The 13218-nt window shown below is 67.7% G+C and carries 12 protein-coding genes and 1 pseudogene; 6 read left to right on the top strand and 7 right to left on the bottom strand.

What is annotated here, in order from left to right:
- Positions 1 to 39: 39 nt before the first annotated feature.
- The 3 genes from AC0699_RS33870 to AC0699_RS33860 form a co-directional block, all read right to left on the bottom strand.
- Positions 40 to 264 (bottom strand): hypothetical protein, encoded by a 225-nt coding sequence (locus tag AC0699_RS33870; protein WP_478668016.1) that lies wholly within the window; start codon positions 262 to 264, stop codon positions 40 to 42.
- 138 nt (positions 265 to 402) lie between these two features.
- Positions 403 to 981, bottom strand: a complete 579-nt coding sequence (locus AC0699_RS33865) for a hypothetical protein (RefSeq protein WP_478668013.1) — start codon at positions 979 to 981, stop codon at positions 403 to 405.
- Between the two features lie 356 nt (positions 982 to 1337).
- On the bottom strand, positions 1338 to 1871 hold the full coding sequence (locus tag AC0699_RS33860) for a GNAT family N-acetyltransferase (protein ID WP_478668010.1): 534 nt from the start codon (positions 1869 to 1871) through the stop codon (positions 1338 to 1340).
- Positions 1872 to 2891: 1020 nt separating this feature from the next.
- Here AC0699_RS33860 and AC0699_RS33855 point away from each other — a divergent pair.
- Together AC0699_RS33855 and AC0699_RS33850 are read left to right on the top strand one after the other, a co-directional pair.
- The gene (locus AC0699_RS33855; RefSeq protein WP_478668007.1) at positions 2892 to 3182 is read left to right on the top strand and encodes a hypothetical protein; all 291 of its coding nucleotides are present in this window, start codon (positions 2892 to 2894) and stop codon (positions 3180 to 3182) included.
- Positions 3175 to 3753 (top strand): dienelactone hydrolase family protein, encoded by a 579-nt coding sequence (locus AC0699_RS33850; RefSeq protein ID WP_478668003.1) that lies wholly within the window; start codon positions 3175 to 3177, stop codon positions 3751 to 3753. Before AC0699_RS33855 ends, AC0699_RS33850 begins: the two co-directional genes overlap by 8 nt.
- 539 nt (positions 3754 to 4292) lie before the next feature.
- Here the strand turns inward: AC0699_RS33850 and AC0699_RS33845 are convergent.
- Positions 4293 to 5234: a hypothetical protein gene (locus tag AC0699_RS33845; protein WP_478668000.1), complete on the bottom strand. Its 942-nt coding sequence runs from the start codon at positions 5232 to 5234 to the stop codon at positions 4293 to 4295.
- Positions 5235 to 5236: 2 nt separating this feature from the next.
- The gene (locus AC0699_RS33840) at positions 5237 to 5617 is read right to left on the bottom strand and encodes a hypothetical protein (protein ID WP_478667997.1); all 381 of its coding nucleotides are present in this window, start codon (positions 5615 to 5617) and stop codon (positions 5237 to 5239) included.
- A gap of 181 nt (positions 5618 to 5798) precedes the next feature.
- On the opposite strand from AC0699_RS33840, the gene AC0699_RS33835 reads away from it, so the two are divergent.
- Entirely contained in the window at positions 5799 to 9815 is a 4017-nt protein-coding gene (locus tag AC0699_RS33835; RefSeq protein ID WP_478667993.1) for a CHAT domain-containing protein, read from the top strand.
- A 94-nt stretch (positions 9816 to 9909) separates the two neighbouring features.
- A pseudogene (locus AC0699_RS33830) lies at positions 9910 to 10115 on the top strand (aminotransferase); the annotation flags it as partial.
- A 1063-nt stretch (positions 10116 to 11178) separates the two neighbouring features.
- Here the strand turns inward: AC0699_RS33830 and AC0699_RS33825 are convergent.
- Together AC0699_RS33825 and AC0699_RS33820 are read right to left on the bottom strand one after the other, a co-directional pair.
- Complete coding sequence (locus AC0699_RS33825) at positions 11179 to 11382, bottom strand: HMG-box domain-containing protein (RefSeq protein ID WP_478667991.1); 204 nt, start codon at positions 11380 to 11382, stop codon at positions 11179 to 11181.
- A 171-nt stretch (positions 11383 to 11553) separates the two neighbouring features.
- Positions 11554 to 11718 carry a hypothetical protein gene (locus AC0699_RS33820; RefSeq protein WP_478667988.1) on the bottom strand — a complete coding sequence of 55 codons (165 nt, stop codon included), beginning with the start codon at positions 11716 to 11718 and terminating at the stop codon, positions 11554 to 11556.
- Positions 11719 to 11997: 279 nt separating this feature from the next.
- On the opposite strand from AC0699_RS33820, the gene AC0699_RS33815 reads away from it, so the two are divergent.
- Both AC0699_RS33815 and AC0699_RS33810 read left to right on the top strand, forming a co-directional pair.
- Positions 11998 to 12138 carry a hypothetical protein gene (locus tag AC0699_RS33815; RefSeq protein ID WP_478667985.1) on the top strand — a complete coding sequence of 47 codons (141 nt, stop codon included), beginning with the start codon at positions 11998 to 12000 and terminating at the stop codon, positions 12136 to 12138.
- A complete protein-coding gene (locus AC0699_RS33810; protein ID WP_478667982.1) occupies positions 12135 to 12617 on the top strand; it encodes a PPOX class F420-dependent oxidoreductase in 483 nt (160 codons plus the stop codon). Before AC0699_RS33815 ends, AC0699_RS33810 begins: the two co-directional genes overlap by 4 nt.
- Positions 12618 to 13218 lie beyond the last annotated feature (601 nt).

Genomic DNA, 13218 nt, shown 5'->3' with positions numbered 1-13218 from the left:
CCACCGCAGCTGGAACCCAAACCGTGGGGCAGGTCAAGATCACCCGATCGTGCAACAGACCCGGAGGAAGCCCCTCAGGGCGGGAGCCGGGCCAGAGGGTGCCGATGCGGCGGGGGGTGCCACTCCCCCGCCGCCGGGGCCAGAGCAGCCGGTCGGCAGCTCCGGCCAGTGCTGCCAGAGCTCTTCGAGGCTGGTCAGCACCGCCAGGATCTTGTTGAGCGGCAGCGTCTCGCCCTCGGCGTACGCGCCGCCGGTCAGCCTCACGGGCCCGGGTAGTCCTGGTAGGTGCGGCCGAAGCGGACCGCCAGCAGCACGAACGCCGATCGACGGGCGACGGACGGCGGCATCGCGGCGCGGTCACCGTGGTGGCACGCGGACCGCGCCGCCCTGCCCGGCGGGGGATCAGCCCCCGATGGGCCGGAAGATCCCGCCCGGAATGACCACCGGACGGTCGATCGCCTTGAAGCGGTACTCCATGTTCACGTCGTCGATCAGGAACGGCATCCGGTTCGCCGCGTCCTCAATCACCATGAAGCTGATGTTCACCTTCTGCGGAGACGAGCTGTAGAAGGCGTCGGGCAGCGTGACCGTCACCTTCTCGTAAGAACCGTTGGTCCCGCCCTTGTTCATCCGGTCGTGCAGCTCATGGGGCGTGCCGTCCTCCGCAGTGGCCTCCACGATCAGCTGGCGGAAGCCGAAGCTGCCCGTCCCGGCGTGGACCACGTCGCTGCGCACCCAGAACGACAGCACCGGAACCCGGTACGCCGGGACCGTGACCTGCTGCGAGATGCGGCTCATGCCGGTCAGGCCCTGGCCGCCCAGCTCCGCCTTGCCGGTGCCCGAGTGGGCCGGCCACGCGGAGGAGTTGTTGATGGGGTGCCCTGCGAACGGAGTCACCTTCTCGTTCCAGGACGCGTTGCCACTCTCGAAGCCGGGGTTCGCGATCTCGGACGTGCCCGCGCTGGCGTTCGGTGCGGCCATGAACACGCCTGTGGCCGCAACGGCGGTGGCGGCAGCGAGAATGCTCGCTCTCCGCGCTCTCTTTCTCATAGGTCTCCTGGCTGTTTTCCGGTTTCCGAACGGGGACGCGCCGCAACAGCCGGGCGGCCGACCCCCGTACGCCCCTGACGGCATGTCAAGAGAGTGCTGCGGCGGGCCCTGCCCGAGGAGTACGGTGGTCAGCCGTCTCAACCGCGGCGCACACTGTAACGCCTCGGTGTGACAAGCCGGCCGAGGGGTCCCCCCGCTGGGGAGGGCGACAGTCAAGCGCGACCAGCACCGATGGCTGCGCACCGGTTCGCCGGCCCGCCGCTTCCGGCCGTGCGGCGGATGAGGCATCAGACCATCGGCAGGCTCTTCATGAGGACGATGCTGTCGTGATTCGTAACGTCCCACCGCCAGGCTCCGATCGGCGCGTACCCGCGTCGGAGGTACCAGTCGACAAGCTCTGTGGCCTGCGAGGAGGTATCGATGACGACCTGCGTCGATCCAAGAGCAGCGATCCGTGACTCGGCCAGCGTGAGCAGTCGCTGTCCGAGTCCAGTGCCTCGTTGTGACGGTTCTACCGCCAGTTGCCAGAACGAGCCGCCTGTCGCGGGGGCGGGATATCCAGGCGGCGTGGAGTGCGGAGCTGACACGGTGATCATGCCGACTATCGCGTTCCCGTTCACCGCGACCCAGCACTCGCCTTTGCTCAGGCGGTGCTGTGTGTCCTGAGCGGATTGGTAGGAGGCGAAAAAGACCCGCCCAGCGGCGGCGTGATCCGCGTATGCGCGGTGGAGCAAGAGAGTCAGCTCCTCTACCGAATCGCCGTCGCGGAGGCGCCTGACCTGGACCGTTGCTGACGTACGTGCTGCCGAGTCTCTGTTCATCCCCGTAGTCAAGCGCACTCCTGCGTTGCGTCCGGCTCGGTGATGTGACTTGCCTTTGAGCCGGGTCGTTGCGCTGGGCACGGGACGGGGTGATCTCAGTGATGCCGAGTGGGAACGGCTGCGGCCGTTCCGTCCGGTCATCAACAGGCGTTGTGGCCGGTGGCGGGATCACCGGCAGGTGATCCCTTCTCGGCGAATTCGAAGTCCTCCGGCGAGAAGACACAGGCCGGCTGCAGCCAGGACAGGAACGCCCGCGAGTTCGCGGAACCTTGGCGTCACCGCTGAGCACCGTCTCCCGGAACTGGTTGCGCAAGGCGGCGCCCAGGGTGTTGATCGAGATCGGCATCACAGTCTCCCCACTGCTGTTCCGGAGTCCCACATCTGGCCAAGAGCACACGGATTCGTGGCATGCCCAGTGATTTAGGGCCGCCCGGAATTCCCCTCAATGTCCAATTCCAGCCGCCGGCACATTTCACCAGTACGGGACGGAAGGGACCCGGCAAACATCGCCTTGCGCGCTCTGCCGGCGCGAGCGGTTCGGCTGAGGCTCTCTACGCCTGCGTGAGATTTTTCTGCATTGAGGAGCCCGGCATCGAAGCTCTGCCCCCGACGCGGTGGCGAGACAGTTCTGAGGCGTCTGGTGAACCCGGGGAGCGCCGGATGACCACCAATCCACGGACGGTTCTGCACGTCCACTTCCACCTGCCAGACGCGAGTGCGGAGTTGTACGAGCAGCTGCTTACGCTCCTCGAAGGCATCACCCCGCGCGGGTTCCACGATCATTACGACCAGCCGCGGGAGTGCGATGCCTTGCTTCTTCACAGTAACTGCTGCGCAAGTTCAGGCCGATCTTCGACCCACCAGGCCCGGGCTCGCCTCCCGTGACTCGGTGGACGCGAGGCGACCTGGCGTGAACGCGCACTGAACGCCGAGGACGCACTCAAGACTGCGCATACAGAGATCACCACTCAGCGCACCGGCATCGGCGAACTCATCGGTGAGTTCCGCGACTTGGCAACCATGCGGATCGAGGAGACCGTCCAGCGGATCACCACAGAGAACACCATCCTCAAGCAGCGGCTCCGCCAGATCACCGCCGAAAACCGCATCCTCGACGAGCGGCTCAAGGCCGCCCGCTCCAACCTCCGCTTCCAAGACAGACGCGTCGCCGACCTCGAAGCCCGCATCGCCGAAGCGGGATCAACAACCTGGTTTTGCCCGGCTGGGGATCCATGGTTGTCAGTGCGGCGGGTCATACTCGTGCTGCGGTGCCGCCCGGGCACCGCAGCACGAGGGGAGCGACATGGCTGAGGTGCTGGTTTTCCACCACGGGCACGGGCTGACCGCTGGCGTCCGTGAGTTTGCCGAGCAGCTGCGACAGGCCGGACACACCGTCCATGCCCCGGACCTGTTCGAGGGGCAGGTATTCGACAGCCTCGAGGAGGGCATTGGCTACGCCGAGAGGGTCGGGTTCGGCACGGTCATCGCGCGCGGAACCGCCGTTGCCGAGGAGCTGTCTGCGGAGCTCGTCTACCTCGGGTTCTCACTTGGCGTCCTGCCGGCGCAGAAACTGGCCCAGACCCGCCCGGGCACGCAGGGCGCGTTGTTGCTCGAGGCGTGCCTCCCGGTCTCGGAGTTCGGCGGTGCCTGGCCCCAGGACGTCCCAGTCCAGGTGCACGGCATGGACACAGATCCGTTCTTCGCCGGGGAGGGTGATGTGGTCGCGGCCCGCGCGCTCGTCGAGACGGCGGCGGATGCTGAGCTGTTCCTCTACTCCGGCGACAGGCACCTGTTCACCGACCGCAGCTTGCCATCGTACGACGAGCATGCGGCAACGCAGGCCACCCTCCGGGTGCTCGGCTTCCTCGACCACATCAAATAGCCAACCGAAGCGGGATCAACATCCTGAGCCTGTCCCACTGTCCACCCCGCGAGACCACTCGGACGAGCGGGGCAGCAACGGTTGCGATCGACTGCAGCACCGACCGCAGCACCGACCGCAGCAGCGGAGTTTTGCGGGCGCGGCGTTGTCAGCCCTCGATCTGCTCGGTAAACGTCACTGCGGTGCACGCACCGTTCAGACACCGAAAGCGGCGCCCGCGAGATCACCGGCCGGGACTGGATGGCGACCCGGCCGACGTGGCCGCCGACTGCGTGGTGCGCTGGTGCTCCCAGGACGAGGTCGGCCACGGGAGCCAGGTGCGGGAGGGTGGCGTCGCCCACTTCGGACCACTCGAGTGAGCGATCAGCACCTCCACGGTTCCTGTCTCCCTCGACACTCAGTCCGTCGGCAGGAGGTTCAACACGCAAGGACACGATTCGTCCCAGCCACGGGCGGTGCCGCGACGTTCCAGTTGGAGATGAGACATCGCTGGATGATCTGCTGGCTGCAGTAGCGAACAGAGAGCACAGAGAGCTCGATCACGGGCCGGCAGGCGGTGGTGGAGGCTCACTGTGCAGGAGGCGGGTGAGGGCATCGCCGACTGAGGGATCCAGCGGACCCGAGTGGTCGAGGCCCAAATGGCGGGCCAAGTCGCCGACGTGCAGACGAGTTGCGGCCTCCAACAGCAGCGCATACGTGTCAGTGGCGGTATGGGTGCGCTGCCACGCGGTGATGGCAAGGGTGACGGCGACGAGAGCGGCGGGCCACCACCAGATTGCCAGCGGCGCGTACATCAGGGTCCATCCGCCCAACGTAGTAGCACAGGTGATCGCTTGACGACCAGTGGTGATCTCGGCCCGGACCGTCTCGGGCAAGTGGAGCCACAGGTACGGCCATATCGTAGCCAAGTCCAAGTGGCAGTCGCGCTCCAGGCGGACCTTTGAAGCATGGACGCGATCTCCGCTCCAGGTGGGCCGATCCGGGAGTTCCAGGGCAATGCGGGTCCTGTCCCGGTGGGCGGCGTGCAGTGCGGTGGAGTCCGGGTGACCTTCTTCTGCAAGGGCCTCATGGACGTTGCCGAGCTGTTGGTGGAACTCGGCATGCGCCCTGTTCCAATCGCGCCGCCGGCGGCTGACCCTTCGGCTGGCGAGTTCACGTAGATGAGTCGGCCAGGCACGCCAGTCGGCGGCCATGGTGACCTGTTCGACGAGCGAGCCGAGACTCTGCGCGACGAGGCCGGCGACGGCCGCTCCGGCGAGCACCGCGGCCAGCAGCACCACCTGCCCGCCGGTGGTGGTCGTGGCTGGCGCTTCGGCCCATTCGGCTATCCGGCTGACGAGTCGGCCGACATCCAGCGCATGGGCGTGACCGAGGGTGAGGGCGGCCGTGGCGACGGCGAGGTAGAGGGCGCCGGGCAACACCAGTAGGGACAGCCACCGTTCGGCGAGTCTCTTTCCCAGCTCACCAAGGAAAGCGCCCATCGTCAGAGCGACTTTCGACGGAGGTCCTGCCCGCTGACTGCGCATCGCAGGGGAAGCGGGCCCATCTGAGGCCACCGCCTACCCGAGCAACGGCCCATCGGACACATGTAGAAGACCGCCAGCGGCCCGTCGCCGAGTCCGGATGGCCTCAGCGCCCGGGTTCGCTGCCCGTAGACTCCCAGCGCGTCACCGCTGGCCTGAATGGCGGTGTGCAGCGCGTTGAGCGGGCCGGTGATGTCCTGTCCGGCGGCCAGGGCCTCCAGCAGCCGCTGCAGCGCCGGGGGATCGTCGGTGCCGTGGGGGTTGAGGTCGGACCGGATCTGATCCAGGTGTTCGCACACATACGCCAGGCCGTTTGCGATCCGCCTCGCCGCTTCGTCCACTCTTAGGCCCCCGGATGTGTGCGTTCACGGTGTGCAGGTGCCTGATGTCGGCACGCCTGATTCGTGGTTGGCCGTTCCTCCGCCAGGTACTACGGCACGACGATCATATCCGTCGAACACGCACTCTTCTACAGAATGTCGGAATAGCCTTACTATCGGTGAGCACGTTGGGGGGAGGCTCGTGGGAGATCGGGAAGAACGGCTCGCCGCAGTCCGGGCACGGCTAGTGCAGGTCAGCGCCGAGGACCTCTCGCCGGTGCTGGGACCGGGCGTGCTCAAGGAAGCACGGCGGCTGGCCAGGCTATTGCATACGGACGACGACGACCTTCCCGCTTACTACGTTCTCGGCTGGCTCCACTGGTACCGAGCGCAAGCCCTGCCCCCGCGTCGAAGCCGACGAGAGCTCATCGCCGCGCTCAAGATGTTCACTCCGTGCTTCCTCGCCGGGGTCGGCGATATTCCCGACCCTCTGCTGCCCCTTCTCGCCGAACAGATGGTCCCCACCGGCCTGCGATTCCTCGAACAGGTGCACAACCCGCCGGACGAACACCTGGTCACCGCCACCGTGGAGTTGTGGCAGCAGATCGTGAATGCCGCACCCGCTGACCATCCCGACCGAATCCGTTACCTGCACAGTCTGGTGCTGGCTCTGGACGCCCGGTTCGAACAGGACGGTGATCGGACGGACTTGGACGCCGTGATCGTCCTGCTGGAGGATGTGGTTACCTCGATGTCCGGTGATCATCCCGACCGGGGACGGCATCTGATGGAGCTGGGACTCACGCTGCGGATGAGATCGCAATGCACTGGCAGCACGGAGGACCTGGACAGAGGGATCGAGACCAGCCGGGCAGCAGTCGCCGCCACGCCGGCCGATCATCCCGACCGGGCACTGCGACTGGCGAACCTGGCGGACGCGCTGCGACTTCGCTTCGACCGCAGGGGCGCGCCGGACGACCTGAACGCCCTGGTCGCTGCCTTGAAAGACGCGGTGGCCAACACCCACGACGATCACCCCAGCCGGGAGCTGCGCCTGGCCAACCTGGGCGCCGCGCTGCAGGCCCGGTTCGAACGCACTGGGCAGCTGGAGGACCTGCACGACCTCATCGTCACCCTCGAAGCCGCCGTTGCCGCAAGCGAACCCGGTCACCCCGAACTGGCACGGCGCCTGTCCAGCCTGGGAATCGCACTGCGGAGCCGGTTCGAGCACACTGGCAGGCAAGCGGACCTGGACGCCGTGATCGCAGTTCTGCAAGCCGCGGTTGCCGCCACCGACAGCGACGGCCCGCAGCGGTCACTGCGCCTGGCCAACCTGGGCGCCGCGCTGCAGGCCCAGTTCGAACACACCGGCAATCCGGACGACTTAGACGCCGTGATCGCCCATCTCGAAGCCATGGTGGCCGTCACCGGTCCGGACGACCCGGATCTGGTGCGGTACCTGGGCGGTCTGGGCGCCGCGCTGCAATCCCGGGCCGACAGTGCCGGGCGACCGGCGGATTCCGATACTGCGATCTCCGTCTTCCGGGCCGCGCTGAAGGCCTCCCCTGCCGACCACGCCGAACGACTGGCGCACCACATCGGTCTGGGGGCCGCATTGGAGGCCCGGTTCGCCCGCACCGGGGAATTGCAGGATCTGGACGCCGTGATCGCCAATCTCGAGGCCACGGTGGCCGCTACCGATGCGGACGCCCAGTACCGGCCGACGCAGCTGACCTCTCTGGGAATCGCACTGCGGACCAGATTCTGGCGCACCGGCAGGCAGGCGGACCTGGATGCCTGCATCGCCGCCTTCGCTGCCGCGGCAGCGGCCACCGGTACGGGGCATCGCGACCGTGCTGCCTACTTGTCCAACCTGGGCGCCGCACTGCGGATCCGGTTCGAGCGCGTAGGCGGGCTGGAGGATCTGGATGCCGCGATCACCACCCTCAATACCGCCGTGGAAAGCGCACCTCTCGGCCATCCGGACCGGACGCTGTGTCTGTCCAACCTGGGGGCCGCACTCCAGAGCCGCTTCAACCGCACCGGGGAGCTTCAGGATCTGGACGACGCCATCCGGGCCGGCCGTGCCGCACTCGCTGCCGCGACACCCCGCGATGATCACGACAGGGGCGGATTCCTGTCCAACCTGGGGATCTCATTGCAGACGCGGTTCAACCACACCGAGGAGCTGCAAAATCTGGACGAGGCGATCGAATTCCTGGAGGCCGCGGTGGCTGACACCGCGGACCATCCCAACCGGCCGGCGTTCTTGTCCAACCTGGGGGCCGCACTGAGCAGCCGTTACGGGCGCACTGGGACGGTGGACGATCTCAACGACGCGATTGCTGCGCATGAGGCCGCGGTGGGGGCCACGGCGACCGACCACCCGAACCGGGCGTCTCTTCTGTCGAACCTGGGAGATGCGCTGCACTTCCGGTTCGAGCGCATGGGTGCCCCTGCCGATCTGGACGCGGCATTGTCCGCCTGTGTTCAGGCGATGGAGGTCGAATCGGCCCATCCCTCGGAGCGTATCCGCGCGGCCGGCCTGGCAGCGGGCATGATCGGATCGTCTCAGCCCGCCCGCGCGGCCGACCTGCTGGAGACCGCGGTACGGCTGCTGCCCGAGGTGACCCCTCACCGACTGGAGCGGAGCGACCGGCAGCACACGATCGGAGGCTTCAGCGGACTCGCCGCGAATGCCGCCGCCCTCGCGCTCTCCGGCGCCGACGTCCCCTTGCGGGAACGAGCGACGCGGGCGCTGCGGCTCCTGGAAGCCGGCAGAGCCGTATTGCTCAGCCAGGCGCTGGACACCCGCAGTGATCTCACCGACCTCACGGAGTGCCATCCCGGGCTGGCCGCACGTTTCGCCGAACTGCGGGACCTGCTCGACCAGCCCCGGGACTCGGCCGCCACAGCACCGGCCGGTGACGCCGCAGACCTGCTCAGCCGTGCGGCGACGGACCGACAGCGGCTGGCAGAGGAGTTCGCCGCAACGCTGGCCGAGATCCGCGCCCTGGAGAACTTTGCCTCGTTCGCCCTCCCGCCGACCACCGATGAGCTGCTCGCCCAGGCTGCGTCCGGGCCGGTGGTGCTGTTCAACGTCAGCCCCTACCGCAGTGACGCCCTGCTGCTCACTCAGGGCGGCATCACGGCACTGGAACTCCCGGCCCTCACCGTCGACGATCTCTTCCATCAGATCCGTGTCTTTCAGCGTGCCCTGGACGCCACAGCGGACCCGACGCTGACCTCATCGGACCGGCGCGCCGCCGAGGCCGCACTGAGCCGCGTCCTGGAATGGCTGTGGGACTCCGCTGCTGAACCCGTTCTGCACGCACTCGGCCACTCCAGTCGACCCGCACCGGGCATGCCTGCCGAGGACTGGCCCCGGGTGTGGTGGGCGCCAGGAGGACTGCTCGGCCTGCTCCCTGTCCACGCCGCCGGCCACCACACCGACCCGCCCGAGGATCCGGGGCGGCGCAGCGTGATGGACCGGGTCGTCTCCTCATACACCCCCACCATTCGCGCGCTGCGCCACGCACGCCGGCACAATCCGCACCCGGGTACCGGGACCGACCGGGCGCTGATTGTCGCCATGCCCACCACACCCGACGTGGAGGGGCGACTGCGTCACGTCCCCGACGAGACTGCCATGGTCCGAACTCATCTGCCCCACTGTGTCCTGCTCACCGAACCTGACAACACACCGGCCGATGCCCCCGGCCCCGTCGAAGACCACGTGCCCACCAGGCGCAACGTGTTCGCCCAGCTGCCCGAGTGCCCGATCGTTCATTTCGCCTGCCACGGCGCCAGCCACCCCACCGATCCCTCTCAAAGCCTGCTGCTCCTCCACGACCACGACCGTGCTCCCCTCACCGTGGCCAGCCTCGCCGCCGTCAGACTCGACCAGGCCCAGTTGGCCTATCTCTCGGCCTGCCGCACCGCCCGCACAGACACCATCGCGCTGGTCGACGAGGCAATCCACCTCACCTCGGCGTTCCAACTCGCGGGATTCCCCCATGTTGTCGGCACTCTGTGGGAGATCGACGACTCCCTCGCCGTCACCATCGCCGACACCTTCTACACCGCACTGCACACCGAAAGCGGAACCCTCGATACCAGCAGGGCCGCACGAGCCATGCATCGCGCCGTGCGCGCCGCCCGCGACCAGCTTCCCCGCACCCCCTCCCTCTGGGCCGCCTATCTCCACGCTGGTGCCTGACCGCACACGGCAACTGCGGAGAACACATCTGTCCTCCCCGTGCGACAGGATGGCTACCGACAAGTCGGAATCAGGTGTGAGGGATGGCGGAGACATGGGCAGCGGGCCGTCGCTGAACCGCAGCCTGGAGGTCCGGGAACAACCATCTTTACGGAGATGTCGGCTCTGGCAGTGGCGACCGGGGCCATCGACCTCGACCAGGGCTTCCCTGACGCCGATGGGCCTGCTGAGGTTGCCGAGGCAACGGGTCGGGCGATTCGCGAGGGACGCGGCAACCAGTACCCGCCGGGTCCCTCGGTCAGGCTGTCGTCCGGCCTGCGGTCCTTCGGCTTCGTGCCCGGCGGGTGCTGGAGCCGGCCGGTGCCCTGGGTGTACTCGTCGAAGTGCTTGATGATGTCCCCGGCGTCCTTCCCGCCGGGACCGCTGCGGTGAAGGCGGCCAGGCCCTCGTCGAGGAGTGCCCGCCCGGGTTCGGTGGCAAGTGCTGGCGGGTCATCTCCACTCCGCGAAGCACCATCCGCAGCGCCATCAAGAAGTGGTAGGCGTCGAGGATGGTGGTCCACCCGTCGCCGTTTCGGACTCGCTGCAGCTGGAGCTGAACGGTGCTCTGCCAGGTCCACGCTTCGGTGTGGCCGATGTTCGCCCCGTGCTCGGTATGGAGCCACGGCTCGTTGGTGGTGTTCACGGCATCGTCCCCCGCATTCGGTAGTGAAGGGTGCATAGCGCAGGAACCCGGGTGCGGCCACAGCCACCGGTTTGCCAGCTCGGAGTCCGGCTACGGGTGCAACGCGCGGGCGCACACGGCCGATCATCCCGGGCCGGTGGGCGTTGTCGCAGGTCAGACCCGCAGCACAGGCTCCATTGCACCTGTGTTGCAGGAGCGCGTTGCAGGGCGCGTTGCACCCCCGGTGTGCAGGCAGAACCTCACAGCAGGCTCGGGCCTGGTGCAGCGGCACCGCTTGCAGTCGGCATGGTTTTGTTCGCGACTCGTGAGCAAAGCCATCGGCGCAGCCGGCGCACTCCAGGCAGAAGGACGAACGGCGCGCCGCGGAGTGGGAGCGCATCGATCAGCCGTTGGCCGCCGTGGCCCCGGGTGCACCGAGCGCCGGCTGATGCGGGCGTGGTCGACGAGCTCGCGGGCAGCGCCGCGCGGGTGGCGAGGGGACGGCGGGCGGCGCGCCGGGACGTGGTGATCAGAGCCTCGCGTTCGTCGCGAGGGAAGAAGGCGGGCCGTCGCCAGAGCGCTTCTGCAACGGCCCGCCGAATTGTGACTGAGCGTCCCACTTGGCGAGTGAGTGCTTGAGTTGGCGGGCCGTCTACTCGAGAGGGCCCGGCCCCGGCCGGGGGCCAGGGCTGGGATCACGTCACTCGTTGCCTTCCCCCAAGTCGTAGTGGGCCTTCGTGGCCTCGTAGCGCTTTTTGTCGTTTTCGGCCTTCTTCAGGAAGGGTGCCCTGGCCTGCTCGGACAGCTCTTCCCACTCCCTCCCGAGGACCTTTCCGATCTGGCCAAACGAAACATCCGGGTTCTGACGCTTCACTCGCTCACGGTTGGCCTCGGAGTAGAACATCTAGGCCGACAGGGGACGCTTGGGGGCGTCAGCGTCCTTCTTCCGGCGTGACCGGTGGGGCCGGTCTCCTTCTTCGGCCTTGCTTCGCCTGGTGCGCTTGTCTTCGGCGGTCTTGACGGCTCGGGGACTCATCGGCTCTCCGGTTCTCGAAACGACGGTGCTGCGAGGCAGTCAGGCTGCTTGGGCGTGAACGCTGTCGAGGACGCCGCCGACGGTCTCCCAACCGTCGACGTCCTCGTAGAGTTCGTCGATGCCGAGTTCCATCTCCAGCATGGAAGCGACGTTTGTGAGACCCTCCTCGTCGGCGTCCAGGTCGTCGACCAGGTCGGTGAGCACGACAGTTGGCCAGTGTGAGCATCACATTTGGCCGCGGGCGGCGAGCTACGCGTGTACCCGCCAGCACTTGCCATCGCGCCTCCAGACTCCGAAGCATCCGTGAAGGCTGACACGCGACGAGCCTCGCCGCGGCTGGCGCCGGGTTTGAGCAGTTCAGTTGACCTGCGGCTTCGTAACCTTCTTCGGCGCCGGTGTGACGCTTTTGGGCGCCGTGGCGCAGTGCGGCGTGAGCCGACTGGTCATCGTCCGAAGTGGCCCACACGATGCCAAGGAGGCGCTATGGGCAGGGAGTTCTGGCGGACGATTCAGATGGCTATCGAGAAGGACACCTGGACGGCACACGTGGTCGTGCTGTTCTGCGGCACAGGTGCTGCGCTCGGCGCATACATGACAGTCATGATTGGTAGCCTGCCGGGATGACTGCGACCTTCGGCGAAGCCGTCCGCGCCCGACTGCAAGCCCCGAACATCTGGTACGTCGGCACCGTGTTCCCCGACGGGGCGCCGCAGGTCAGCCCGATGTGGGTGGACCTGGAGGGAGAGGGAGAGCTGACGTTCAACACCTCGGTGGGCCGAGTGAAGGAGGAGAACCTGCGTCGCGACCCCCGCGTCTATCTCTCACACGCGGACGATGCCGATCCCTTCGACCGAGTGCAGATCAATGGCGAAGTGGCCCGCTTCATCGAGGGCGAGGAGGCGCACGAGCGAATGGACCGGCTGGCCCAGAAGTACCTGGGTAGCGAGCGCTTCGAGTGGCTCATGCCGGGAGAGCGACGGGTCGCGGTGATCGTGCGCCCGGTCAAGGTCCGGCACATTGTCGGGGTGGAGCGGTTTCGGCCGGGCGGCCCCTGCCCCGCTCCCTTAGCGTCGTCGCCGGCACGGCTTCACCCCCGGCTGTGACTGAGCGCCACAGCTACGCTGCCGCCGCGAGGCCGGGGTGGCACCTCCCGTCGCGCCGGAAAGCACACCTCGCCTGACCAGGATGCCTGGGCAGGCGACGCCGGAGAGCCCCGGGGGAGCCGCCCAGCGTCACTGTGCTGTCCGGCCGTCAGCGTCCCTGGTGGACGCCTGTCCGGGCCCTGTGAGTCGGAACGCCGCGCCTCGTGGGCCCTGCCACCTGGGCGAACGGGCCACCTCATCACGTGTACGGCCCTATCCGGTAGGCGGCGCACGGCTGGTTGTGGGCGATCATCATGAGATTCGTGCCGGGCCAACCTGATCGCGAATGTGATCCTCTCGGGCAAGCAGCGCCCCCTGCCTCGGCTGACCGCGCCCTGCTGCCGGTCGCCTTTGCCTCGGTCCCGCGGTCGTCGCTGGCCTGCCTTGGCCTCGCCAGCCGGCGGCAACCCCGGCCCAGCCAGTTCGACCCCTGCAAGCCCCACCTGGACAAACCCTGGGCAGAAGGATGTCAACGGCCGTGTAGTTCTCCCCGGTGGCGGCCAGGAGTTCGCCCCACTGGCGGCCACCGAGATGTCCCCGGTGGCAGCCAGATAAGTCCCCG

This window comes from Streptomyces sp. NPDC043870, assembly GCF_056435785.1.
This window is presented reverse-complemented; position numbering and strand designations above follow the sequence as displayed.